Source organism: Streptomyces chengmaiensis (assembly GCF_029846775.1).
Taxonomy (GTDB): domain Bacteria; phylum Actinomycetota; class Actinomycetes; order Streptomycetales; family Streptomycetaceae; genus Streptomyces; species Streptomyces chengmaiensis.
On sequence record NZ_JARWBG010000019.1, the window covers coordinates 75,550 to 98,425 of the forward strand.

Consider the following 22,876-nt stretch of genomic DNA (forward strand, 5'->3'; position numbering starts at 1 on the left):
TGCACCGTCACTCCTCCTCGATACGGCGATTGACCTCGTCGACGTACCGTCCCACCAAGCGGCGCGCGGCCGTCAGATCGATCGGCACGGTGTGCAGCGCGCGGGCTGCGGGGGCATGGAGCTCGGCGAGCCGGCGGTCCTCTTCGCCGAAGTACCGGGAGGCCCGTACGCGATGCAGTTCCAGGGTCGTGCGGAGGTCCTGGTGGGCTCCCACCAGCCGGCGCAGATCACGGTCGAAGCCGGCGACGGCGGCGCGGGCCGCGATGGCCCGGTCGTGGACCGCGGTGAGCTCCGGACCGGGCTCCGTCGCCCGCGCGACTGCCAGTCGCACCCGCAGACGGGGCGCTGCTCGCGGCGGCATCCTCGGCGCGGCGAAGAACCGAACGCCCCACTCCCGTTCCAGTGCGTCCGCGGAGTCCTCCTCGGCCGCGAGCTGGCCGAGCGCCTGCTGGACGACGGTGGCGGTGACGCCTGCGACGGCGGATCCGCGGATCGGCTCCGGGTCGAGGGAGACGTCACGGGTGAGATCCTCCGGGGGCACGCCCTCGAAGCCCAGAACCAGCTGCAGGCCCCGCGACCGGGCCCGTTCGGCCAGCGGCCGGAGCAGGTCCCGTGCGAGAACCTGCGGGTCCCGGGCCCGGTCCACGCCGCCGATCACCAGGCAGGCCGGCGGTCTGCGGCGCAGCAGCTGCCACGCCACCGAGCGGGCGTCCCCGCCCGGGAGCCCGAACCGGCGGGCGAGGTAGCCGCACACGTCCGCGGCCGATCTGCCGCGTGCGTCGTAGGCTGCGTCGATGGCACCCAGACCGAGGACCGTATTGCCGGGCGTGCCGGTGAGTTCGGCGTCGGAGACGGTGGCCCTGGCCGCCGGGTCCGACGTGCGGACGAGGCGGACGAGCCAGGAGTCGCCTACCGCTGTCGTGCCGCCGGTGCCGACGACGACGGTGCCCGACCACCCGCCGTCGAGCAGCCGGGTCAGCTCCTGCGTCAGAGCGAGCCGCAACGGGTCGCCGAGCACGTCCCCGGCCGGTTCGTCGTGCGACGGGCCCAGCCGGTCGGTGGGGTCGCCCTCGGCGAACCCCAGCTCCTCGATCCGCGGCAGGTAGGTCAGCACCGTCTCGGTGGGAAGCATCCAGGCCGCCTTCGTGTCACCGTCCACGAAGTCGGCCACGACGATGCCGATGACACGTCCGTCGAACTCGCCGCCGAGCGCCATCACCCCCGCGCCCGAATACCCCCGCTCGATCCACGGATCGCCCAGCCGTACCCGCTTCAGCAGTCCCCACTCGCCCTGCCTGCCCCCGGACCCGGCGAGCTGTGCGTCCGTGCCCATCCCGAACGGCTCGGCCCGGGGGAAGCCGTACACGCGCACCGCGCCTCCGGAGATGGGCACCTTCCACAGCGTCGTCCGGGTGCCGCACCCGGCCGGCTCGTCGAGTTCGAGCAGCGCCACGTCACCGCGCTGCGTGCCCCTCTCGTGCACCCATGTCCCCCGGGCGATGCGGGCGGTACGGGTCCACTCCGGGCGGCACGCCACGCTGCTGATCCGCACATGCGGCGCGGCGTCCTCGGGGCCTGCTCCGGCGTACCGCACGACATGCGCGCAGGTGAGCACATGGCGGTCGTCGAGCAGCACACCGGCGCCACAGGGGGTGCCGTCCCCGTCGTCCACCCTCACCCGCCACGGACTGTCACTGTGGTGATGCAGCGCCATGGGCCCACGTTATGGCAACGGGCACCACACGGAGCCGAGTTGCCAAACCCAAGGACGGCATTGTCGGTTGAGCCGGCGGCCTTGGGACTGCCCGCGCGCTGGCCGGCACGCCAACCGGATGAATCACTCTCGGCCCGTGACAACTCCTCGGACAGACCAGCGACCTGCTCACACAGCCGCTCGGCCTGACCCGGCACCTCGGCCCGCCTGGCCTCCAACGCCTCCATCAACGACGGCACACCACACCCACCCTCGCTCAGCACCCTCACCCCTTACGGCGGGCTCGACCTCGGCGACGGTGGAAGCCGACACGACCAGCCACATCCCGAACCTCTGCGAGTCACCCCAACGAAGCACCCTCAGAAGATCTACACCCAACTCCAAAGTGCTGCTGGAGTATTAACAACAGGGCGCACTTAACAAGTGCCTGCACGTTGCACGTTAGCGTGCGCGGCTGCGGGGAATAACCTCTCAGTAAATTCCTCCAATTGTCTCGGTGATGGAGTCTGGAGTGAATAGAGTGGCGAAGGAGTGATAGGACGTTGAACAGGTCGGTGCAGCGCGGCGCTTTAACGGCCTTTGATGTCAGGCGTGGCGAACTCCTGGTGGCGACACGCTGGGTCCACCCCACTCGGGGAACAGTGCGCTGTCCCGCTGCGGCCGCGGTGGCGGCCAGTCTCCGCGAGGCCGGGTGGTCCGTACGTCTGGCAGCGGTGCCGGCCGACACAGGCCCGGGGAGCCCGAAATCCCGTAGGGCGACCCTGTTCGCCGTGTCGTACGTCGGGCCCGTGTGGTACTCGGAACCCGCGTCGTACTTTGAACATGGCGGCGGAGTCACCGGAATCGGGGTTGCCGCCTCGGAAAGCGATCCGGTTGCGCTGCGGGCGGCGAAGGCCGCGGTCGCCGAATGGTCCGGGGTGCTGCGCACCCGCCGCGCACTGCTGGCGGACGCGGACCGATGTTGTGTGACCGCGGGCAGGGGGCGGTGCCCGCTGGCACGTCAGGCCGTCACCGAGCTGGTGCACCGCTCACGTGGGAAGTCCGACGTGCTGCTGTTGTGCCGGCCCGGCCTGCCTGCCGGGCACCTCGGGTCGGCCGCCCTCACGCGGGTGTCGTCGGTCGACGAGGCCCGTACGGTTCAGGCCGGTGACGCGGAGAACGTCTATTTCGTCGTCGATCCGGGGATCCGGATTGAGGTGGCCGCCGCCATGGTCAAAGTGCTCAGGCAGCGGTTTCCGCGATTACGTGGACAGCATCCGAGGCACTGGTGCTATACCGAGTCTGACTGGGCGCGATGCTTTCGGACACTCACCGACGACTGCGACCGGGTTCTCGTTCTCGGAGGGGCGAATGACACATTCGTGGAGTTCGCCTCTCAGGAGAACAGCCGGTTGGCGCATATTCGCGATTCCGAGGAAGTCCGCCCGAGTCGGCTGGCGGACGCCGCAACCGTCGGAATCGTCATCGCGCCCCCTGCCACCGGAGAGACGGTACGTCGCCTCTTGGACGTGCTCTCCGGGCTCGGCCCCTTGGACGTGGTGCACCGACGTTTCACATCGGAACACCTGAGCCGGGCGAGGATCGACGCTCTATGGCCCGCCGAGGGCCAGTCGCCGCCCGCGCCCCCTGCCCTACCTCACATGGCATGGCGACCGCCTGACTCGTCGCCGACAGTGCCGCCCGCGCCGGCGCCCTGAGCCCTGAGCCCTGGACCGAATCGACCCACCGCAACCAGCGTGTCTGCCAGCGAGGCCATCATGGGCATGCGACCCCCCAACGGGCGACTGCGCAGCTTACTCACAGAGGCGAAGTGGACGGGCGACGCCCTCGCGAGAGAGGTGAACGCGCTCGGCGCCGAAATGGGACTCCCACTGCACTACCAGCGGCCGTCGGTGGCGCAGTGGCTCGTCGGCACCCAGCCACGGCCGCCGGTTCCTCACCTGATCGCCGAAGCCTTCTCCCGCAGGCTCGGTCGCGTGGTGACGATCGAGGAGGCGGGGTTCCGCGACCTTCCCCGTTCCCGTTCACCAGGGCCTCAGGACGATCTTGTCGGCGGCCTGGTCGTCCTGGGCGACCCGGTCCGCGCGGAGCCGCACGAGGCCCATCCCGGCAGGGTGTACTCCATTTCGCTCCTGGAGCACATCGGCAAGGACTCACCGGGGATCACACAACGACCCCGGCAGAAGCCGACAGGCAGGCGAATCGGCAGAGCGGAGGTTCTGTCCGGAAGGGCCATGCTCGACCTCTTCTCGACCGCAGACCAGATATTCGGCGGCGGCCATGTTCGCCGGGCGATGTCGTCCTATCTGTCGACCACCGTGGCGCCGTGGCTCGAGGCGCCGTCCGGTGCGACGGTCAACCAGCATGTGCTGTCCCTTGCGGCCAGACTGTGCTACCTGTGCGCGTTCGCCCACTTCGACGACCAACAGCACGGTACGGCCCAACGCTATTACGCCTCAGGTCTGCGGCTGGCGCGGTGCGCTGACGACCTCGAGGCGACTGCGTTGAATCTTCGCGGACTGAGCGTCCAGGCCCATACGCTTGGCCATCGGCGCCAGGCCCTGATACTTGCCGAGGCCGCCCTTGAGGGCGGCAGGGCGGGAACTCCTCCCCGTCTGAAGGCCGCCCTGCTCGGACAGCAGGCGGTCACCGAGGCCGCCATGGGAGAAAAGCGCCTTGCCATGGCCCACCTGCTGGACGCCGAACGGCAACTGGACAAGGATCCCGACGCTTCAGCGGCGATAGGCGTGTACCACGCCTCCTCTCTCCTCCATCAGCGCGCAGAGGCCGCGACTTTGCTGGGCGACGGGTCGGCGGCGGATGCGGCGTTCGACCAGGCGTTACGGAATCGGTCCGCCATGGAGCGCCGGTCTCGCCTGCTCATTCTTCACAAGCATGCCGAACTCCAGCTGTCTCGCGGGTATCTGGAGGCCGCCTGCGGCACGTGGCATCGGTTTCTGGAGGAATACCCCCATGTTCGGTCGAAGAGAGCCGACGACGCCTGCCTCGCCATGCGGGCCTGCCTGCACCCGCACCGCAACAATCCGCTGGCGGCTTCACTGCTCCGGAAATCGGGCGACTCCCGGTGAGGCGGGCGCGCCGGTCCCGCGCCACCCGCCTCTCGGGTGTCAGGCCCCGACTGTCACTTCGATCGCCAGGGGGCTCGTCTGATGTTCCGTTGCGGTGTAGACGATTCCCGGGTTGTCGACGTGGAAGGGGGACAGGTCGACGAGGCCTCGCGTGAGGTGGGCGCCTGCCATGCGTACACGGCAGACCTCGGCACACGTGCCGATGACGGCTTCGGCGAGCCGGTGGAGCGTGTGCTGGCTGGAGCGGCTGATGTGGGCGGCGAACTCCTCGTGGATCGCCTCCTGTGCGCGGGCCCGGGACGAGCCGTCGAACCGTTCTGCGTCGCGGTACTGCCACTCAGCGGTGAGTTCGACGCCAAACACCCTGTCCGCGAACGGTTGTATGGTCAGGTACTTGTCCTGCCGGAACCCGGTGAACGTGGAACCGGTGGTCTTGAAGAGTTCCAGACCCGACATTCCGCTCCACAGGCAGGGATTTTCGCCTCTGTGGCCGACGGCGCGGGAGGTCGCCCGGGGCGCCGGAATATAGCGGAACGAGTGCCTCGGCGAGTTCTCCTCGTGTCCCATCGGGGCGAACTCCGTGGCGGTCACGGTGACTTCGACGGACTCCGTCGACGGGCTGCTCACCAGGAAGTGCCGGCACAGCGCGAGCGCGAACTCCTCCGTCTCCGCGTCCGCGTGATCGGCGCTCAGCGCGTAGACGGCGTTGCTGATGGCGTTCGTGCTGAGGAGGTGCTCGTTCCTTCCGTCCGTGAAGACCTCCGGGATGCCGCCGGCCAGCCGGACATCGACGCTGAGGCGTCGCACGCGATCGGTGTGCCGCGACCGGCTGACGAGGATCAGGGGGATGGATGATTCGCCGTAACCATGTTCACTGAGGACGATGTCCATTTGGCTTTTCCCTTCTGGCGTGTGCGATGCGGGGTGCGAAGTGAACTGTGGGAGGGCTCCGGGCTCTTGATGACCGACCTCCATCGAAGATATGCTTCTCTGAATTCCGCCCAGGGGTTTCCGGGGGAGCCATGAACATTCACCGTTCACCCGATGGAACAGGTGACGATTTCCCGAAGATCGTTGTGAAGGTAACCGATCTGGAGGCGGGCGGACCCGCTTCGGGACTTGCGTACCGACTAGCGCGGCTGGAAACCGATGGCTGGCGTCTCGTGGCCTCGGGCGAGACCGACCGGTATGGCGCGTTGGTCTATGCAGAGGTGGTGCAGCAGTCCCATTACCAGTTACGGCTGGAGGTCGGCTCCTATTTCTCTCCTCTGACCCGCCCCCGCTTCTACGATCCTGTCACCCTGGCCTTTCACAGCGGAGCGGCCTCCTATGTGCACCACATCTCGGTGCTTCTCAGTCCGGAGGGGTTTCAGACCTACGTCGAGTTCGATCCTCCCGTTCGATAGGCGGATATTCCGTCGAGCTCCCAGCCGCCGCCGGGTCGAGCGTCGGCACAGCCGGTGCCGCCCGTGACCGCACTTTGAGCAAAAGCAGTGCCACGCAGAGCGCGAGAAGCCCCAGGACCCCGAAGGCCCAGTGGATGCCTTGGTCAAGACACCGCTGCACCGCCGCAACCGCGGTGTGGGGGTAGGCGCGTGGGTCGAGGGGCGCGCCTCCGCTTGCGGCCTGGAGAACGGCCGGCGACTGCATGGTCGGGTCGCCCGAGACGGACGGTGTCGTGTGACGCCAGTGGAGTGCGTGGGCAGCTATCACCGTGCCCGAGAGGGCGGGACCGAGCGAGCCTCCCAGCATGGCTGTGGTGACCGCCGTGGCCGTCGCGCGCGACACCATCGCCCGAGGGGCGCGCAGGGTGACGTCGGCCATGGCCGCGCCGTTCGCCAACCCCAGCCCCGCCCCGATTCCGGCGTACGGCACCGGCCACATCGGGGACGGCGGGCCGACGAACGGCATGGCCAGCAGAGCACTCCCCATGAGCGCCAGTCCGATCGCCGCCACAGCGAGCCCTTGCCCGTGCCGGGACCGACGTGCCGCGGCTCGTGCGGTGATCGCGGCGGGGACCGTCGCCACCAGAAGCGGGAACGACGCGTGTAGGGGGGCGGTTCGGTGAAGCTGCGTCAAGTAGATGAAGCTGTAGTACATGAAGCCGGAGTTGCAGGCGAAGATCGAGGCAAGGCTGATCAGCAGGCTTCTTCTGGCCGGGTCTCGCAGCGCGTCGATGTCCAGCACGGCGTGGGGGCGCCTGCTTTCGACGCGGAGCAGGAGAACGCCGGCGCCCGCGATGAAGGCCGATCCGCACGTCGCGGTGATGACGTCGGGTGGTCCGGCAGGACCGATGAGCGTGATCAGAGTGGCCCCGGTGATCACCGCACAGAGCGTGATGCCTGTCTTGTCCAGTCCGATATGGCGGTTGCGGGCGTCCGGGATGCCGCGGCAGCAAAGTACGACGGCGATCAGGGCCTGAGCGGCGAGGACGAGCGACAGGACACGCCATCCCCACCAGCCGGTGACGAGACCTCCCAGTAGAGGGCCCAGGGCGTTCGCCAGTGCGGCGGTGGCGACCCACCCGCCCACGCCACGCGCACGCCGGGCGGCGGGCGCGGCGGGCGAAGCGAGGACCGCCAGGCTGACCGGCGCGAGCACGCAGCCGCCGACTCCCTGAAAAGCCCGTGCCAGGATAAGGGACGAGGGCGTGGCGGAAGCGGCGGCCCAGAGGGCGGCGACGGCGAAAACGGTCAGAGCGGCGGCCAGGGTCGTGCGCGCGCCGAGACGGTCCGCGCACCGCGTCGCGCCCAGTTGGAGGGAGCCGGCGACGGCCGGGTAGCTGGATGCCGCCCACTGCACCTGACCATGGCTCATGCCCAGGTCCTGCGACATACTCGGCAGCGCGGCCGCCGTGGAGGCGATGACCAAGGCGCCGGGCAGGAAGGCGGCATAACAGGCTGCCGTCTGCCCGCGTGGGGATCGGGAGGCCGGTGGCAGGCCGGGGGGCGTCATCGCGACCCGCGTTCCCGGGTGGACATGGGCGTTTCCGCTCCCCAGCGCGCCATCGCCGCGGTCAGTGAGGGGTTCGGTGCCCGCCCTGACCAGGCGATATAGCCGTCCGGTCGGACGAGGACCTCCGTTCCCGCCATGCTCCCCGCCTGCTCGCTCCGGACCATGATCACAGAGCTGGTGGCCGAAGGATCGGGGAGCAGGCGGCTGGGCCTGTCCCGGCAGGAGAGCAGGACGAACTTCCCGGACCTGAGGGTCTTGAAAAGACGGGTGGACCCGGAGCCGTCCCATACCTCCATGTCAGGGATGCGGTCGCCCGTGGGCGGACGCTCCCGTGGCCGACGGTAGGTGGTGCCCAGACCAGAAAGGGCGTCGGCGAGGAACCTCTGAGCGGGACGCGCGGGCAACACCGCTTCCAGAGCCAGCCTGCGCAGGCCACGCCAGGCGAGTCCCCGTGCCGTGTTGAACCTCAGCAGCACGTCCGTGAACCTCAGGACGCGGGTGGCGTCGGCCCCACGCTCCTCCTGGTAGGAGTCGAGCAATCCGTCCGGAGCGGAGGTCTTCAGCACGCGCCCGAGCTTCCAGCCGAGGTTCATGGCGTCGGCGATTCCGGTGTTGAGTCCCTTGCCCCCGGTCGGCGGATGGATGTGCGCCGCGTCTCCGGCCAGCAGGACACGCCCCCGGCGGTATTCCTCCACCTGGTGCCGTTCGCACCGGTAGCGGCTGAACCGTTCGGCGCCCCGCCAGCCGAAGTCCGTCCCGCAGATCCGTCGCATCAAGGACCGGACGACGTCCTGGGTGAGCGAATCGCCGGGGCGGTCCGAACGGTCCCGGTAGTCATAGACGATGACGCGCCACATGTCCCCGCCGGCCGGAAGGAGGATGATCATTCCTACACGGCTGAAGGACGCCCAGGGCCCGGGACGGGGCGGGGACGTCAGGAAGACGTCGGCGGACAGGACGTACGAGGAGTAGCGCGTGCCGGGAAAGGCGATCCCCGCCCGCTGCCGCACCGTACTGTGGGCGCCGTCGCAGCCGACCACGTAATCGGCGGTGATGTGACGTACGTTGACGCCGTGCTTCACGGCGACCACCGCGCACCCCGCCGACGGCACGATGTCTGACACCTCCGCCCCGTAGGCGACGGGGACGCCCGCGGAAAGGGCGCGTGCCTCCAGAAACGCCTCTGTTCTGAACTGAGGAACCGCCAGGGCGCAGGCATGGCGCGACGGCAGCCGGGTCAGGTCGACGTCGGCCCGTGGGCTGCCGATCGGGTACCGGTCGTAGCGGAATCCCTCGTCGACGAAACCGCGGACGGACCCTCGCATGTCGAAGTACTCCAGTGTCCTGGAGTGGAGCACCATGGCTCGGGTCTCGGCGGCCCGCCGTGGCTGCCGTTCCAGAACGACGCAGTCCACTTTGGCCAGCGCGAGCTCCGCGGCGAGACATAGCCCGCTGGGTCCGGCGCCCACCACCACGACCGGGACGCGTGGAGGAAGCTCCCTTCCGTCCTGGTTTCCATGTGATCCCCCGTAGACGGGTGAGTTCGGCGCATGCAATCTTCCTGTCACCCCTCGCGCTGAACCAGGACGGCCAGGTCGTGCGCCGGTGACGGGGACACGGACAGGACTCGGCCGCGCGGTGTGGAACCGAAGCGCGTCGGATCCGTCACCGTGACATCGGGCGACCGGTAAGCAAGACGGACGCTTCCGATCGCCGGACAGTCGTCGAGGACCGCCTCGCCTGTTTTGTAGAGAAGATTCTGTACGGAGTTCGCCGACGACGCGGCGAGGGCTTCGGTGACGCACTCGAAGACCTGGTCACCGGTTTTCTCGTAGGTGCTGCCGGCGACGTCACCGTACTCCCACAGGACCTCCAACTGTCCGCGCACCAAACGGTCAGGGGATTCCATGGCCTCCGTGAACCGGTCGCGGAGGAAACCGCCGAAACTGGTTCCCGTCGTCTTGCAGAACTCAAGCCCCCGTCGGCCTCCCCAGACCACCGGGTTTCCCGCCCCGTTCGACCGGGCGTGCGCCACCAGCGCGGCCGAGGGCGAAGTTCCGAAGAGATGAGGAAGCGCCTTGGAGCCCACGGTAAGCTGACCCCAACGGTTCTCCGCCAGGTTCACCTCGCAGCACAGCGAGGCGGGACAGGAACTCGCGAAGTGCCTGACCAGGGCTTCCGCGAACGCTTCCAGCGATGCGTCCATGAATTCCTGGAACAGGGTGGAAACGGCGACATCCATCGAACTCGTGGGAAGCAGGTCGCTGTTGTCACCGCTCTCGAATACCGCCCCCAGCCCCCCGGAAAGCCGGACGGTGGCCGATATCTCCCGTGTCAACTCCCGGCCCGGCCCGTCGGTGACGGCTGCGAAGATCCTGATTCCCGACCTGCCGTAGGAGTGATCCTTCACCCTGCCGGTCATGTCACCCACTCCCTCTTAGGAGAGGGGGTCTCAAAAGAGTGCAGCTTCTCCATAAGTTCCTCCGGATCGTCCCCGGTGATGAGAATCTGCCGGTAACAGGGCAGAACAAATCCTTCTCTGAGCATGGTCTCCGCCTGAGCCAGCAGGTTGTCGTAGAAGCCCGCGACATTCATTAGTCCGCAGGGCTTGCTGTGTATGCCCAACTGGCTCCAGGTCCATGTCTCGAAGAGCTCCTCCATCGTTCCCAGGCCGCCAGGAAGGGCGATGAACGCGTCGGCCATCCTCGCCATCTGCGCCTTGCGCTGATGCATGTCCTTCACGACAAAGGTCTGCGTAAGTCGCGGATTACGGAATTCCATCAACTCCTGGGGGATGACCCCGACGACTTTCCCGCCCGCGCTCAGCGCCGCGTCCGCGAGCACTCCCATCAAACCTGTCCTGGCACCCCCGTAAACGAGGGTCACCTTTTTCTCCGCAAGCAGCCGGGCGACAGACCTCGCCGCCTCCGCGTAAATCCGGCTGTTCTCGCCGAGCGAGCCGCAGAAAATGCAAATGCTCTTGATGTCCGATCTTCGCATGCGCGTCTCCAGGAGTATGCGGCGGCAGTTTCCGCACATACCGGCTCATACATCCAGATATCCGCGGTGCCTGAGGCGAGGACGACTCTGCCGCAAGCCGCCGTCCGGCCAACAGTCGCGCACCTGACTGACTCGCTAAGATTCGCGCTCTGTTAATACTCCAGCAGCACTATGGAGTTTTCCCTGTTCAGGGGCGATTTGGGTGGGTGCAGTGGGCGGATTGGCGGCCCGGGTTCTCTTTCCCGGGCCGCCCCTCGATCGTGTGCAGCAGCCGCTGATAGTGGCAGCGGCGCGGGCAGCCTCCCGGCGTGATCGACGAGCGTGCGGTTGAGATCTGGAACGACGAGCTCGAGGAGCTGTTCCTGCGTACCGGCCACCGCTTCGAGACCGAGGGCCTGTCCGCCTACCACATGTTCTGGGAAGCGGTCCGCGACACCGACCTGTTCTCCGTGCCGTATGTCGAGGTGACGCAGGTCGCGATGGGGATCGAAGACGGGTTCGCCGCGTACGACAGGACGCTCGCCCCCGGAGGGCAGGTGGCCGGTGAGTGAGCGGACGTCCGTGCCGGGCCGCCCGCGCAGCAGCGAAGCCTCAGGGCGCATCCTGCGAGCGACCGTCGAGCTGCTGGCCGAGGGCGGGACGGCCGGGGTGTCGGTCGACGCGGTGGCCGCCCGCGCGGGCGTCTCCCGGCCCACGGTCTACCGACGGTGGAAGGACCGTACGGAGCTGATCGCGGCGCGGTTCGGGATGCCTTCGCCCAGGCCAACCCCGAAGCCCCTGACACCGCCGATCCGATGGCGGACCTCGTCACCGTGCTGTCCAACACGATTGGGCTTCTCACCAGCACATCCCTGGGGCGGGTCATCGCCGGACTGGTCAGCGAGCTGCCCAGATCGCCGGAGCTCGCCGCCGCTCTGCGCGGAGGACGCCTGCCCGGGACACGACGGCACCCCCGCGGGCGGCAGCGGGCGGCGGGCGGGCTTGTGTGTCCGCTGCCGGATCAAGAGCGAGGCCACGGCCGGGTCGGCGGTGACCCGGTGAAGCAGGCTGACAACACAGTGAACGGGGACTGTGCTGGTTGCACATCAACCCAGCACTGCCCAGACCCCCGTGTCGTCCAGGCCCAGCTCGCCACGGCGCCGGAGCCCGCCGCCGATGCGACCCCGGCGAGGACCAGGTCGTCATCGTCTCGGAAGTCCGCGCCCCGGGTCGCGGCCGCCAAGCGGCCCACCCCGCGCCTGGCAGGCGCTTGGAGCGGGAGCTGCGCCGCGCCTGGCAGCCCCGGCTGCGGGCGAAGGCGATCAAGAAGGCCTCCGCCGCCGGCATCGTGTGGAGACCCGGGCGCGGTTCGGGTTCACCGCCGCCGGCGGCAGCATGGACGACCCGCGGGTGCGGCGCATCACCGAACAGCTTCCCCCGGGTACGGCCGCGCAGCTGCTCGCCGCCCACCAGGCGGGTGCCGACGAGCAGCAGCTGGCGCAGATCCTCGCCGGCGGCCTCGGGTTCGCCTACTTCCGTGACCCCGGACGGCGCGCGGACGGCCTGGAGGTGGAGCTGTCCGACGTCGACTACTGCGACCTTGAGCTGCTCTGACCCGCCCTTCCGGGTTCCGGACGAGAAATCCCCGGACAGGCCCCGGAGTTGGCGCGGGGCGATCTACCGTGGCGTGAAGCGTTCTCCCCGACCGGGCCGCAGGTGCAGCACCGGCCGGGGCGGGGAGAGATGCAACGTCACCTTCTGATCGACCTGGGTGGGGTTATGAGCAGCGTGGGGCAGATCCGCAGCGAGTACGCAGGGCTGCAACAGCAGATCGCCGGCTACTGCGAGGAGATCGAGGAACTGGAGCCGGGGGAGCTGGAGTTCAACCGGCTCTACGACCAGCTGGTGCGCTCCACCCGGCAGCTGGTCGCCGCGCACGCCGAGCTGCCAGCCAAGCTCGCCGAGCCCGGCCGGTAGCTGAGCGAGCGGATCGTGCGCTGGTCCTGGCGCAGGCCGGCCGCCGACGCGAACGCCCTGCGGCACCTGGAGAGCCGCGTGAACGCCGCGGTGTCCGGCGTGCGCTCCCAGCTCGAGGATCTCGCCCGCGATGTCGAGGACCTGCAGTCGAAGGTCGGCGACACCGACGACCTCGACTACACCCTGCGGCGCCTCCGGGACAGCATCGAGGACCTGGAGGCCACAGCCGAGTGCCTCGAGGGCGAGTTGGATGAGCACGCCAGCGACACTGAGCGCACTCTGAAGAAGCTGACCGCCCGCGTCCGGCTGCTGGAGAACCTCGCCCAACCCGCCGAGGACGCGCCCGCCGCGGACCTGGACACCATCGAGCCGGCCTGGAAGGACCGCCATCGCCCAGCGCGGCACCGAGGCCGCCGCCGGCCTCCTCCCCGACGCCGCCCGCCAGATCCACCAGGGTGCCATCCGTCACCGCGAGACCGAGCAGCGGCACCCAGCAGCGCGCCATCACCGCAGCTAAGACTCTGGCCACCACCACCCACACGGAGCGGGCCCACAAGAAGGCCGCCAGCGACTCCACCACCGCGCTCACGGCGGAGGACAGCGCCCGCGCAGGCCTCGGCGCTCTGGCGGCGGAGGCGAACACCGCCCTCCCCTCCCTGCAGGCCGACGAGCGCCGACGCCGCGAAGCCGGGCCGGCCATCGCCGACGGCAAGAAGGCCAGCCGCAAGCTCGCCATGACCCTGAGCACCCGCCTGGCCCGCGCGCTGGCCGACCGCGCGAGGCCGCCCGTCTGGTTCGTGACCGTGCTCGGGCCGGCCCCGCCCGCCGACGCCACCCAGGAGTGGATCGACCTCGCCGTCGACGTCCTGGTCTACCGGATCACCCACCAGGTCACCGACCCCGTCGTCGCCCTGGGCCGTCCGCCCTACGACGCCGCCGGCACCGCGCAGTACCGCGACCTCACCCGCGCCCTGCAGTCCTGGAACACCTGACCCATCCCCTCCGGTACCGACCAGGAAGTGCTGTGAACTGGGGTTATTGCCGCCCTGGTACCGGGGGAGTACGGTGGTGGCATGCCTGCATTGAATGTGGAGTTCTCCGACGCGGAGCTCGAGGAGCTGAGGGCGATCGCGGCCGAGCGCGGCGTCACCCTGAAGGCCCTGGTCCGTGAGGCGACCGCCTCCGACATCCAGCGCCACCGCGCGCTGAAGGAGGGCGCGCAGGTGTTCCGCCGCTTCTTTACCGAGGCCGCGGACGAGTTCGCCGCCGCGTTCCCCGACGACGAACCCCGCGCCGGGACGGCGGCCGCCTGAACTGATGCCGCCCGTCATCCACATCGACGTGCCCTGGCTGCTCCAGCGCCACGAGGATGTCCTTCCCGAGCAGCCGTCCGTCTCCGACTTCTCCGCCCTGGTCGCTGCTGTCGCCCGGCACCGCGTCGACCCGCCCCGCCTGGGCGCCGACCCCGACCCGGCCTGGCGGGCCGCCGCCCTGCTGCACAGCCTCGCACTGCTGAAGCCGCTGCCGGCCAGCAACATCCGCTTCGCCTGCGCCACCGCGGTGGCCTACATGCACATCAGCGGCGAAGGCATCGACCCTCCGTACGGCGCCCTGGTCGACCTCGCCCGCGACATCCTCGAAAGCCGCGCCGATGTCTACACCGCTGCCGACCGCCTCCGCTCCTGGCGCATCTGACTGCTGTTGACAGGGCTGAGGTTCGGGCAGCTCCCGTCCCTCCCGCCCAGCAGGCCGGGATCGATGCCGATGTGGCGCGGCGGGTCTGCTACAGCAGCCCGCCCAGCGGCAGGACGCGCTCGGCGAGCTGCCCGCGCAGCCTGTTTCCGGTGGTGTCGGCTTCGGTGAGCCAGTCGGCGGCGATGAGGGTCCGCCGGGGCTTGGGTCTGCTCCCCGTGCTGCGGGGTGTTCACGGGTGCGTCTGACCAGGGGCCGAGGGCACTGGCTGAAGATCGCTTCCCACTTGGCCATAGATCGTCGTTGGCGGTGCTGGAGATCGACGGCGGACCGCACGCCGTCACCGGCTGCTATGACCACACCGCGTCGATCTGGGACCTCACTACTCGCCGGCAGGCCGGGCCCCCTCTCACTGACCTGTGCGGCGGGGTGTGGGTGGTGGCCACAGTGGAGATCGACGGCCGACCGCACGCCGTCACCAGCTCCGGGCACGGCACACTGCCGGTGAACGACCTTGTCACCCGCCGACCGGCCCAGCGACTCACCGGCTTCAACGGCACCATGTGGGTGGTGGCGACGGTGGAGATCGACGGCCGACCGCACGCGGTCACCAGCGGCGACGAGCGCAAGGTGCGAGTGTGGGATCTGATCGCCGGGCGACAGGTCGGTGCTCCCCTCACCGGCCACAGCTCAGGCGTGTGGGCGATGGCCACGACGGAGATCGAGGGCCGACCCCATGCCGTGACCGGCAGCGGAGGCGGCACCGTGCGGGTGTGGGATCTGATCGCCGGGGGACAGGTCGGTCCAACCCTGACCGGCCATGACGGTCGGGTGTGCTCGGTGGCGGTGTCGGAGTTCGACGGGCGACCGCACGCGATCACTGGCAGTGATGACGGCACGGTGCGGGTGTGGGACCTGGTCTCCGGCCTCCAGGTGGACCGGCTGCTGTTCCCCTCGCCGGTGCAGGCCCTGGCGATGGCTTCGGACGGTCGCCTCATGGGCGGCTTCGGTGCCGAGGTCGCGGTGTTGAGTCGCATCTGACAGGACGACCTCGGGGTGCACGAGACGAGCGGTGGTCGGCCCCAATACGAGGTCCGGCCCCCGGCACCCTGCCGATGCTCGCGGGGGACGGCAGCGCGCGGAGGACGGAACGCGCAGGCGCCTCCACCGGGGAGAGGGGGGAGACGCCCGAGGCAGCTGCAGAGAGGGGAGCGGCCGTGCTCACCTCTGAAGGTGACGGGGGAGGAACGACCGTATGAGGCGGCGAACGGCGGGCGGGCGCCGTGACGCGGGGGTCGGCCCGGCCGACCGTGCGGCGTGCTCGGCGGCGGTCGTCCGGCCGGCCCCGTGAAGCTGGGGGACGAGGCCACGTAGTCGGCGAAGGCCCGATGCCACGACCACCTGTGAGGTCAGTTACTCGTTCGGATGCCGGCGTGGGCCAAGTGGCACCGTCATAGGCGTGGATGCTGGAGAGCGGGCGGGTGGCCAAGAAGAAGAGCACCAGCAGCCGGGACAAGCGCGTCGGGCGTCAGCGGGCTGCTTCTGAGAGCCGACGCCGGGCGCAGGGGTTCGAGGGTGTGCCCGAGGAGATCGTGGAGCTGCTGGAATCGCCGTACACCCTGCCGAAGTGGGGAGAGGTTCTACCGCGCCTTCCCCACGGTCACCGCTGCTGTCGAGGCAGTGCGGCGGAGGGAGATCGTGGAGCAAGGGCCAGCCGTTCACTCAACGCGGCAGACCCCTACCACGTCCGTAGCAAGGCCCGCCGTGGATTCCTTGAAGGCGTCCGCCGACTGGTGACGAGCCGTAATGTGACGCCTGCAGGCGTAGGGCCTGACGAGCCGACATGTCGTCAGAGCCTACGTGATCCATGACCACGACCCGGACTCCTGCCCACCACCATCCGCCTGTGGCAGGGCTCTGTCCCGCCACCTGACCCCTCATCCCTGCTGTACCTGAGCCTTACTGTCGGCGTGGATCTCAGTTCTGACCGTTCCTGGTCGAACTGAGCAAACAACCGGGATCAGCTTCGCCATCACGGTGGCCGCGATGTTCACCGGCTACTACAAGTTCCGCGAGGGCAGCTACTTCCTCCAGCAGACCGCCGACGCCATCGAGGAGGAGGTGAACGCCGTTCGGCTCGGCATCCCTCCAGGCGCTGGAGGCTGGACACGCCCCTCCCGGCGAAGCGCACGCCGACCAGCGCCAGCAAAGACATGAGGAGCAGGCTGCCGCAGATCAGGTCGCCCACGACGAACCGCGCCGGGTCGCCCGTGGCTAGCCAGGTGATGCCCGTGCCGATGACGGCGGTGAGTAAGGACAGCCAGCTGACCGCCCACCCGGCGCGCCAGATACGGTCCAGCCGCCGGCGCCGGGCGAGTTTCTCCTGGGCGTCGATGACGAGGTTGGTGGTCACCACGTAGATCCGTTCGTCGGCGTCCCGCTGCGGGCGAGGACCAGTTCGTTCGCGTCCCCGACCCGGCGGGGCGCGTCGTCGTCGAAGTCCCGTGCCACGGGCTCAGCGGGCGAACGCTTCGGTCAGGCTGATGCGGTAGCGGTTCTCTTCCATCAGCACGACGGTGACGCCGAACGGGTCGGGGTGGTCCAGCTCGATGGGGGTGAAGGAGAAGTTCACCGCGGCCTGGATGGGCGGCACCAGTTCACCGCCGGGCTGCGGCACGGGGGCCGGCCTCCAGTCCGGGGCGACCGACGCCCACCCCTCGGGACTGCGGGACAGGAGCTGCTCGGTGTAGGGGAACTGGTGCAGGACGTGCCCGCCCGGGGTGGCGAGCACCATGTTCAGGCACGGCGCCGGGCCCACGATCGGCAGCTTGCGGGCGGTGGCGACGTCGTGGGTCTCCCAGGCCAGGATCACCTCGTCCGCGCCGGACGCCTCGGCGATATGCGCGAGTTCCGCGATCCCGGTGAGCGCGTCCTGGCCGACCTTGAGCGGGCGCACCCAGATCAGCCCGACCAGCTCGCCGCGCACCAGCGGCATCATGGCCGGGCGCGGCACGGCACCCTCGCCCAGCCCTGCGGTGTACGCCTCCTTCATCACGCCGACCAGTGCGTTCCACATCCGCGCGTCCAGCAAAGCCCCCTCGCTGATGCTGTTCTCGATCATCACCGACCCTGCCACGCAGGTTGTCGCCGCGTCAGCGAGATGCCCAGCCGACTGCGCTGCGCCGTCGCGTGCTATTCGGCCAGGTCCGATGGCTTTGTGCCATTCGTCGGTAACCCGCCTCCGACATCACCACGGCGACGCTACACAAGAGGGTCGGCGGCGACATCAGCCGTCCGCGGGGTGAAGGCCAGTCGGCGGGGAGGTCGGGGCGGTTGGTGACCATCAACGTGGCGGTGCTGCTCGTAGTCGTCGTCATGTGGCGGTTGCGGCGACGTACGGAGGCCCGCAGCCGCTTCGACGAGAAGCTGACCGTCGTCATCGTCCTGGCGCTGGGCGTGCTGATCGCCCCCACCCCGGCCGGTCAGGGGATCTTGAACATCCTGGGACAGCTCGCGAGCGGCGTCACCCAGGCCAGCCGATGAGCCCCCGCACACGCACGGGCCGGACAGCGCCCGCCGACGCACACAGCGGACCACGGGCCCGGGAGGCGGGGGAGTGATGACGGCACGTCGACGGCGCCGGCGCCTGAAAAAGCAGGCCCGCAAGAAACTGCAGGTCTGGGGTGCGGTGGCGGCGGCCGCCGCAGTGGCGTGGGTCGCCGCGAACTGGTCAACGGTGTGGCCCGTCCTGGTCGCAGTATTCGCCGCGGCCGTACTCGGCGGAGTCGGCTGGGCGCTTCTGCGGGCGCACCGCCGCGCGGTCGGCCAGGACCGCGCGTGGCGGGCACAGGAGGAGGCTCGGGCGCGCGAGTTGTCCATGGCCCAGGTCGACGCCTTGACCTGGCAGGAATTCGAGAAGTACGTCGCGGAGCTGTGCCGGCGGGACGGCTGCACGAAGGTCGTCGTCAGTGGTAAGAGCGGCGACCTGGGCGCAGACGTCGTCGGCTACCTGGCCGACGGCCGCAAGCTGGTCATCCAGTGCAAGAAGTACGCGCCGCACCGGAGCGTGCCCTCGCAAGACATGCAGAAGTTCGTCGGCACCGCCCGTCTCGAGCACGGCGCGGACGTCGCCTTGTTCGTCACCACCTGCCGCGCGTTCACGAGGGACGCGCTGGGCCTGGCGCTGCGCCAGGACATCGTGGCCCTGCACCGCGACCTGCTGGGCTCCTGGGTCAAAGGCGCTCATCTGGAGACGCTGATCCCACTGAACGGCAGCGGCGGCGGCGCCAGGCGGCGTCCCTCCGCCTGACCGCAGCATGGTCCGACAGCAGCGATAGGCCTGTCAGGCCGCCGGCATCCGCGCCGAGCGAGGTGCAACACCACTGCAACACGCACTGCAGCACAGCCGTGTTGCGCGCCTGACCTGCGTAAATCACGCGGACTGCCCCGGGTGCCGGACGGTGGGGCGCTCCAGGAGCCCCACCGTTGCTTCAGCGCCTGGCGTCCACGCACGCCCGCCGCGCGATGACCAGGCCGCGCCAGCGGTCGCGGGTGCGCTGTTCGCTGTCGAGCCACCGGGCTCCGGAGGCCTGATCGAGAGGCACGCCGGCCATGAACTGGGCGACGTCGACGTAGTAGACGTAGTCGCCGCCGCGAGCGAGGTCGCGCAGCCGGGAGACCGCCGCGGTGACCTTCTCTCGCTCGTCTTGGACGGCGTGGTGGAAGCACAAGGCCAGTTCCAGCGCGGCCTCTGCGGCGGTGAGCCCGGCTTCAGTGATGTCGGCGCGCAGGAGTCGTACGGGCTCGAGGCTGCTGATGGCCCCGGCGTCTGGGACGACGGCGGCGCGGTGGCAGCCGCAGGTCCGCGCGAAGGCAAGGAAGAAGGCGGCCTCCACCGGCGGCCTAGGGCGCGTATCGAGTCATGATCAAGTTGCTGGATTCGCTCTCGCGGCGGAGTCTGGTCCGGTAGATCTTCTTCTGTGACGCGAGTGCAACTGACTGACATAGAATGGGAGTTCATCGAGCCGTACCTGCCGATCGGCGAGTACGGCCCGTACCCGGAGCGACTGCGGCAGCAGTTCGAGGGTGTGATCTGGCGGTTCAAGACCGGCGGACAGCGGCGGGAGATGCCGCAGGAGTTCGGTGCCTGGTCGACTGTGCACAACCGCTTCCGGCAGTGGCGTGACGCCGGCGTCTTTGAGGCGCTGCTGGGTGCGTCGAGCAGCCGGAATGCGCCGACGCGGATGTGCCGTGGGTGCTCGGAGCTGGTGCGTTCCAAGAGCCAGTCGGCGGGCAGTTCCTTGGCCGAGGGCAGCAGGGCGGCGGCGGTCTCGCGGACGACCCCGGCGGCAGGGTCGTCGAGGAGCGGCAGCATCTGCTTCGCATCCGCGCAGTCCAGTGCCCGCAGCCCTGCCACCGCTCGCGCCCGCACCCTGGCCGCCGGGTGCGCGAGCAGAGGCCGCAGCAGCCCGGCGTCCGCGCGGTTCCCGCACTCGGCCAGCCCGATGACCGCATCGGGCGGCAACTCGGGGTCGTCCGGTGCCGTGCACCGCTCCCGATACCAGGCCGCAGGGTCGCCTCCCTGCTGTCGTACGACATACCGGGCGCAAGCACGCACGAGCGCGGAACGGTCGCTGAGGAATGGCTCCGCCTGCTTTGACCGCCCCGCCCGTCTCAGCGCAGTGACGCCGGCCGAACGGGTACGCGGGTTGCGTGCGGACAGCAGTGGAGGCAGCGCACCCTCGTAGGCATCCTCATCCCCCAGAGCCGTGAGCGCTGCTGTGGCACACAGGTCCTGGACCACGGTGTCCTGGTCCCCGGCGGCCGCGCGGGCCAGCTCGGCGGGACGGAGCAGCCGACCCTCGATGGCCAGCCGGTACGCGAACCGCCGGACGATGCAGTCGGGGTCAGCGAAGAGAACGGTGAGCTGCCCGTGGGATGCCTGGCGCAGGATCTGGCCGAGCACATCGACGCCGAAGGCGCCTCTGTCGCGGCGGCCGACGCGGAGGATGAGCGGCGCGAGGGCGAGGGCAGAGTCCACCTTCAGGGCCTCGCGCAGCAACTGCCGGGCACACTCACGCACCGGGCCTGCCCAATCGGCGCAGCGGATCACGACCAACGGCAGCAGACCGGGGTATCGGACCGACTGGCGCACCGCTTCCTGGCGGATCCGCCCGTCGCGGTGGCAGAGGGCGAGTGCGAGCCGAGACTCGCCGAGCTGAGTCAGGTCGGCGGGCAGTGGGGCGGAGTGCTCCCACCCCGGCAGGAACTGCGGGCGGTGCCAGGCCACTTCACGCACACCTGCGTCCAGCGCGAGCCAGTCAGCGGGGTCGGCGACATCCAGCGTGCTTTGAAGCGGCGCACCTCCCGCAAGCCGCGTCGCTGCCGCTGTCGCGTCCTCGATGTCCTCGATGTCCTCAAGCATTCCCGCCCCTCCAGCAGTCGTACCAGGTGATCGTAGGGGGCGGGGTTCGCGTAGGGCGCGTGAAATATGGCCCGTGATCGCCGAGGGCCGCCACTCGGCACCCTGCCCACCAGAAGCCGAACGCGATGACATCGCCCCTGCTTCGCTTGCCGCTGGTGACAGGTAGCGCGCCGCATCGGTGACAACCACCATGCTTTGTCCTACTGAAGGCCGCAGGTCAGCGGATGCCGATGGCAACACCTATCGTGCTTCGGCACATCTACGGCCGCCGCGCCCCACGATTCTGGTGGACCTGGAAGAGCGACGCCCGGTCGATGTGCTGCCGGGCCGGGACGCCGAGCCGCTGGCCACCTGGCTGCGCGATCATCCAGAGGCCGAAGTGATCTGCCGCGACCGGGCCGGCGCCTACGCCGAAGGCGCCCGCAGCGGGGCTCCGCAGGCCCAGCAGATAGCGGACGCATGGCACCTGCTGCGCAACCTCGCCGAGGCGGTGGAGAAGACGGTCGGCGCCCATCACCCGTGCACCCGCACGGCGTTCACCACGGCACCGGTCGTCACGGAGTCTGCCACCGCGTCCACGGGTACGGCGAGGCCATCCGTAGAGGAGACGGCGTTCGTTCCGCCGGACGGCACCCGGGACGTCCTCGGGCGCCCGAGGCGGCTCGTGGCCCGCACCATCGAGCGGTACACGGCGGTGCAGCAGCTGCTCTCCGAGGGTGAATCTCTGGCCGCGATCGGCCGCCGGCTGCGGCTGGACCACTCGACCGTACGGCGCTTCGCCCGCGCCCAAAGTCTCGAGGAACTGCTGGTCAAGGCCACCAACCGGACCTCGATCCTGGACGAGCACAAGCCCTACCTGCACGAACGCTGGCGCGAGGGCTGCCACGACATCGGCCAGCTGCGCAGCGAACTGCGCGCACGCGGCTTCACCGGCAGCATCCAGTGCCTCCGCCGCTACTTCCAGCCCTTCAAGAAGCCGCACAGCCCCAAGCCGAAGAACCCGCCCGCGCCTGCTCCCGAGCCGCGGCCCGCCCCGAAACCCCGGCGCGTCGTCCGCTGGATCATGACCAACCCCGGACACCTCACCGAACGCCGCCGCCGAGCTCAAGGAGATCCGGGCCGCCTGCCCGCACCTCGACGCCACCACAGGCCACGTCCGCGACTTCGCCGCCATGATGCGTGATCTGCGCGGCAATGACCTGCCCACATGGATGGACCGCGTCCTCGCCGACGACCTGCCCGCCCTGCACTCCCTGGTCAACGGCATGAAGCGAGACCTGGACGCCGTCACCGCCGGCCTGTCCATGCCATGGAGCTCAGGCCAGGTCGAGGGCCACGTGACCAGAGCCAAGCTCCTCAAACGCATGGGCTTCGGCCGCGCCAACTTCGCCCTCCTCCGCCGACGCATCCTCCTCCGGACTTGAGGCGGGCACTGACTTCCGCCAACGCCGCTGGAGATCGTCCAGAATCACCTCGTGGACGATCTCCTGAGGTTTCTTCACGCCTGCTATGAGGCGGACAACCATGCCTACGCCGAAGTGGCCTACCGCTTCGGGGGTGACGCAGTCCTTGACAGCCACCTGCCGATGCTCGACCTGGTCGACATGCTGGCTCGGGAGTACGAGGCGATGGACCCCTCCGACACTCGCTTGGCTGGCCTTCGTTATGCCCTCCGCGTGCTCGCACAGCCGTACGCCGAGCACCCCGATTACCGGGCAGAATGGCGACCCTAGAACCTGATCCAGGAGGAAGCCATGGAGCATCACAAGATCCCTGACAGAGCCGAATTACGTGATCGCCGACACGTGAGGAAGAGCCCGTACCGCTCGGCGATCTCCTCCTCGCTTGACCACAGCTCGTCGACCGCTTCGGCGGCTGCCCGAAGACGCCTGTTGGCGGCAAGCCGGTCGGGGTGCACCAGGTGCTCGGAGACGCCGAGCAGGCTGCCGTGCGGCAGGCGATCCTTGATCACCGGCCCCCATGAGTTTCTGATCAATATAGCCTCACGGGTTCCTTGCTGGAGTGTCAGGTCGTGCGATCGGTGAC

Annotated in this window: 27 protein-coding genes and 1 pseudogene; 18 read left to right on the plus strand and 10 right to left on the minus strand. The window is 69.4% G+C overall.

The window, feature by feature from the left end; translation table 11 throughout:
- Positions 1-7: 7 nt before the first annotated feature.
- On the minus strand, positions 8-1,714 hold the full coding sequence (locus QCN29_RS17745) for a S1 family peptidase (protein ID WP_279929180.1): 1,707 nt from the start codon (positions 1,712-1,714) through the stop codon (positions 8-10).
- Between the two features lie 770 nt (positions 1,715-2,484).
- On the opposite strand from QCN29_RS17745, the gene QCN29_RS17750 reads away from it, so the two are divergent.
- A complete protein-coding gene (locus tag QCN29_RS17750; protein WP_279929181.1) occupies positions 2,485-3,411 on the plus strand; it encodes a hypothetical protein in 927 nt (308 codons plus the stop codon).
- Positions 3,412-3,552: 141 nt separating this feature from the next.
- Positions 3,553-4,803: a hypothetical protein gene (locus QCN29_RS17755; protein ID WP_279929183.1), complete on the plus strand. Its 1,251-nt coding sequence runs from the start codon at positions 3,553-3,555 to the stop codon at positions 4,801-4,803.
- A 39-nt stretch (positions 4,804-4,842) separates the two neighbouring features.
- Here QCN29_RS17755 and pucL read toward each other — a convergent pair whose 3' ends face one another.
- Positions 4,843-5,778: a factor-independent urate hydroxylase gene (gene pucL / locus QCN29_RS17760; RefSeq protein WP_318036717.1), complete on the minus strand. Its 936-nt coding sequence runs from the start codon at positions 5,776-5,778 to the stop codon at positions 4,843-4,845.
- A gap of 47 nt (positions 5,779-5,825) precedes the next feature.
- Between pucL and QCN29_RS17765 the strand changes: the two genes are divergently transcribed.
- Complete coding sequence (locus QCN29_RS17765) at positions 5,826-6,209, plus strand: hydroxyisourate hydrolase (RefSeq protein ID WP_279929186.1); 384 nt, start codon at positions 5,826-5,828, stop codon at positions 6,207-6,209.
- On the opposite strand, the gene QCN29_RS17770 is transcribed toward QCN29_RS17765, so the two are convergent.
- Genes QCN29_RS17770 through QCN29_RS17785 form a run of 4 tightly spaced genes read right to left on the minus strand, consistent with a single transcriptional unit; the run spans position 6,157 to position 10,758 of the window.
- Complete coding sequence (locus QCN29_RS17770; protein WP_279929187.1) at positions 6,157-7,758, minus strand: MFS transporter; 1,602 nt, start codon at positions 7,756-7,758, stop codon at positions 6,157-6,159. The two genes, QCN29_RS17765 and QCN29_RS17770, sit on opposite strands and share 53 nt — an antisense overlap.
- Entirely contained in the window at positions 7,755-9,326 is a 1,572-nt protein-coding gene (locus tag QCN29_RS17775; protein ID WP_318036714.1) for an FAD-dependent monooxygenase, read from the minus strand. Before QCN29_RS17775 ends, QCN29_RS17770 begins: the two co-directional genes overlap by 4 nt.
- Entirely contained in the window at positions 9,323-10,180 is an 858-nt protein-coding gene (locus tag QCN29_RS17780) for a hypothetical protein (RefSeq protein WP_279929188.1), read from the minus strand. The genes QCN29_RS17775 and QCN29_RS17780 overlap by 4 nt, the downstream gene beginning before the upstream one ends.
- Entirely contained in the window at positions 10,177-10,758 is a 582-nt protein-coding gene (locus tag QCN29_RS17785; protein ID WP_279929190.1) for an LOG family protein, read from the minus strand. The genes QCN29_RS17780 and QCN29_RS17785 overlap by 4 nt, the downstream gene beginning before the upstream one ends.
- A gap of 308 nt (positions 10,759-11,066) precedes the next feature.
- On the opposite strand from QCN29_RS17785, the gene QCN29_RS17790 reads away from it, so the two are divergent.
- From QCN29_RS17790 to QCN29_RS17825, 8 genes are all read left to right on the plus strand, one after another.
- Positions 11,067-11,309, plus strand: coding sequence for a hypothetical protein (locus tag QCN29_RS17790; RefSeq protein ID WP_279929191.1), 243 nt, complete (start codon positions 11,067-11,069; stop codon positions 11,307-11,309).
- Between the two features lie 10 nt (positions 11,310-11,319).
- Positions 11,320-11,799, plus strand: a complete 480-nt coding sequence (locus QCN29_RS17795; RefSeq protein ID WP_279929255.1) for a TetR/AcrR family transcriptional regulator — start codon at positions 11,320-11,322, stop codon at positions 11,797-11,799.
- 288 nt (positions 11,800-12,087) lie between these two features.
- A complete protein-coding gene (gene tpg / locus QCN29_RS17800) occupies positions 12,088-12,351 on the plus strand; it encodes a telomere-protecting terminal protein Tpg (protein WP_279929192.1) in 264 nt (87 codons plus the stop codon).
- A gap of 129 nt (positions 12,352-12,480) precedes the next feature.
- Positions 12,481-12,714, plus strand: coding sequence for a hypothetical protein (locus tag QCN29_RS17805; protein WP_279929193.1), 234 nt, complete (start codon positions 12,481-12,483; stop codon positions 12,712-12,714).
- Positions 12,715-13,169: 455 nt separating this feature from the next.
- Complete coding sequence (locus tag QCN29_RS17810; RefSeq protein WP_279929194.1) at positions 13,170-13,706, plus strand: hypothetical protein; 537 nt, start codon at positions 13,170-13,172, stop codon at positions 13,704-13,706.
- 81 nt (positions 13,707-13,787) lie between these two features.
- Positions 13,788-14,027, plus strand: coding sequence for a hypothetical protein (locus QCN29_RS17815; protein ID WP_279929195.1), 240 nt, complete (start codon positions 13,788-13,790; stop codon positions 14,025-14,027).
- Positions 14,028-14,031: 4 nt separating this feature from the next.
- Positions 14,032-14,409: a toxin Doc gene (locus QCN29_RS17820; protein WP_279929197.1), complete on the plus strand. Its 378-nt coding sequence runs from the start codon at positions 14,032-14,034 to the stop codon at positions 14,407-14,409.
- Positions 14,410-14,715: 306 nt separating this feature from the next.
- Entirely contained in the window at positions 14,716-15,447 is a 732-nt protein-coding gene (locus tag QCN29_RS17825; protein WP_279929199.1) for a WD40 repeat domain-containing protein, read from the plus strand.
- A 1,009-nt stretch (positions 15,448-16,456) separates the two neighbouring features.
- Here QCN29_RS17825 and QCN29_RS17830 read toward each other — a convergent pair.
- Both QCN29_RS17830 and QCN29_RS17835 read right to left on the minus strand, forming a co-directional pair.
- The gene (locus QCN29_RS17830; protein WP_279929201.1) at positions 16,457-16,819 is read right to left on the minus strand and encodes a hypothetical protein; all 363 of its coding nucleotides are present in this window, start codon (positions 16,817-16,819) and stop codon (positions 16,457-16,459) included.
- A gap of 102 nt (positions 16,820-16,921) precedes the next feature.
- Positions 16,922-17,482 (minus strand): hypothetical protein, encoded by a 561-nt coding sequence (locus QCN29_RS17835; protein ID WP_279929257.1) that lies wholly within the window; start codon positions 17,480-17,482, stop codon positions 16,922-16,924.
- A gap of 257 nt (positions 17,483-17,739) precedes the next feature.
- On the opposite strand from QCN29_RS17835, the gene QCN29_RS17840 reads away from it, so the two are divergent.
- Complete coding sequence (locus tag QCN29_RS17840) at positions 17,740-17,949, plus strand: hypothetical protein (protein ID WP_279929202.1); 210 nt, start codon at positions 17,740-17,742, stop codon at positions 17,947-17,949.
- A gap of 76 nt (positions 17,950-18,025) precedes the next feature.
- Complete coding sequence (locus QCN29_RS17845) at positions 18,026-18,715, plus strand: restriction endonuclease (RefSeq protein ID WP_279929204.1); 690 nt, start codon at positions 18,026-18,028, stop codon at positions 18,713-18,715.
- 181 nt (positions 18,716-18,896) lie between these two features.
- Here QCN29_RS17845 and QCN29_RS17850 read toward each other — a convergent pair whose 3' ends face one another.
- Positions 18,897-19,301, minus strand: coding sequence for a hypothetical protein (locus tag QCN29_RS17850; protein ID WP_279929205.1), 405 nt, complete (start codon positions 19,299-19,301; stop codon positions 18,897-18,899).
- 84 nt (positions 19,302-19,385) lie between these two features.
- On the opposite strand from QCN29_RS17850, the pseudogene QCN29_RS17855 reads away from it, so the two are divergent.
- The 5 genes and pseudogenes from QCN29_RS17855 to QCN29_RS17875 form a co-directional block, all read left to right on the plus strand.
- Positions 19,386-19,616, plus strand: a pseudogene (locus tag QCN29_RS17855) (transposase); the annotation flags it as partial.
- Between the two features lie 722 nt (positions 19,617-20,338).
- The gene (locus QCN29_RS17860; protein WP_279929208.1) at positions 20,339-20,860 is read left to right on the plus strand and encodes a hypothetical protein; all 522 of its coding nucleotides are present in this window, start codon (positions 20,339-20,341) and stop codon (positions 20,858-20,860) included.
- 256 nt (positions 20,861-21,116) lie between these two features.
- Positions 21,117-22,013: a transposase gene (locus QCN29_RS17865; protein WP_279929210.1), complete on the plus strand. Its 897-nt coding sequence runs from the start codon at positions 21,117-21,119 to the stop codon at positions 22,011-22,013.
- On the plus strand, positions 22,006-22,254 hold the full coding sequence (locus QCN29_RS17870; RefSeq protein WP_279929258.1) for a transposase: 249 nt from the start codon (positions 22,006-22,008) through the stop codon (positions 22,252-22,254). Before QCN29_RS17865 ends, QCN29_RS17870 begins: the two co-directional genes overlap by 8 nt.
- Positions 22,255-22,305: 51 nt before the next feature.
- Entirely contained in the window at positions 22,306-22,563 is a 258-nt protein-coding gene (locus QCN29_RS17875) for a DUF6221 family protein (protein ID WP_279929211.1), read from the plus strand.
- A 29-nt stretch (positions 22,564-22,592) separates the two neighbouring features.
- Here QCN29_RS17875 and QCN29_RS17880 read toward each other — a convergent pair whose 3' ends face one another.
- Positions 22,593-22,802, minus strand: coding sequence for a hypothetical protein (locus QCN29_RS17880; protein WP_279929212.1), 210 nt, complete (start codon positions 22,800-22,802; stop codon positions 22,593-22,595).
- Positions 22,803-22,876 lie beyond the last annotated feature (74 nt).

Excerpts from the sequence above, each read along its gene's own strand:
- QCN29_RS17770 (WP_279929187.1), bottom strand. The coding sequence starts at position 7,758 with ATGACGCCCCCCGGCCTGCCACCGGCCTCCCGATCCCCACGCGGGCAG.
- QCN29_RS17845 (WP_279929204.1), top strand. The coding sequence starts at position 18,026 with ATGACGGCACGTCGACGGCGCCGGCGCCTGAAAAAGCAGGCCCGCAAG.
- QCN29_RS17745 (WP_279929180.1), bottom strand. The coding sequence starts at position 1,714 with ATGGCGCTGCATCACCACAGTGACAGTCCGTGGCGGGTGAGGGTGGAC.
- QCN29_RS17815 (WP_279929195.1), top strand. The coding sequence starts at position 13,788 with ATGCCTGCATTGAATGTGGAGTTCTCCGACGCGGAGCTCGAGGAGCTG.
- QCN29_RS17765 (WP_279929186.1), top strand. The coding sequence starts at position 5,826 with ATGAACATTCACCGTTCACCCGATGGAACAGGTGACGATTTCCCGAAG.
- QCN29_RS17870 (WP_279929258.1), top strand. The coding sequence starts at position 22,006 with ATGCGTGATCTGCGCGGCAATGACCTGCCCACATGGATGGACCGCGTC.
- pucL (WP_318036717.1), bottom strand. The coding sequence starts at position 5,778 with ATGGAGGTCGGTCATCAAGAGCCCGGAGCCCTCCCACAGTTCACTTCG.
- QCN29_RS17835 (WP_279929257.1), bottom strand. The coding sequence starts at position 17,482 with ATGTGGAACGCACTGGTCGGCGTGATGAAGGAGGCGTACACCGCAGGG.
- QCN29_RS17780 (WP_279929188.1), bottom strand. The coding sequence starts at position 10,180 with ATGACCGGCAGGGTGAAGGATCACTCCTACGGCAGGTCGGGAATCAGG.
- QCN29_RS17820 (WP_279929197.1), top strand. The coding sequence starts at position 14,032 with ATGCCGCCCGTCATCCACATCGACGTGCCCTGGCTGCTCCAGCGCCAC.
- QCN29_RS17785 (WP_279929190.1), bottom strand. The coding sequence starts at position 10,758 with ATGCGAAGATCGGACATCAAGAGCATTTGCATTTTCTGCGGCTCGCTC.
- QCN29_RS17805 (WP_279929193.1), top strand. The coding sequence starts at position 12,481 with ATGCAACGTCACCTTCTGATCGACCTGGGTGGGGTTATGAGCAGCGTG.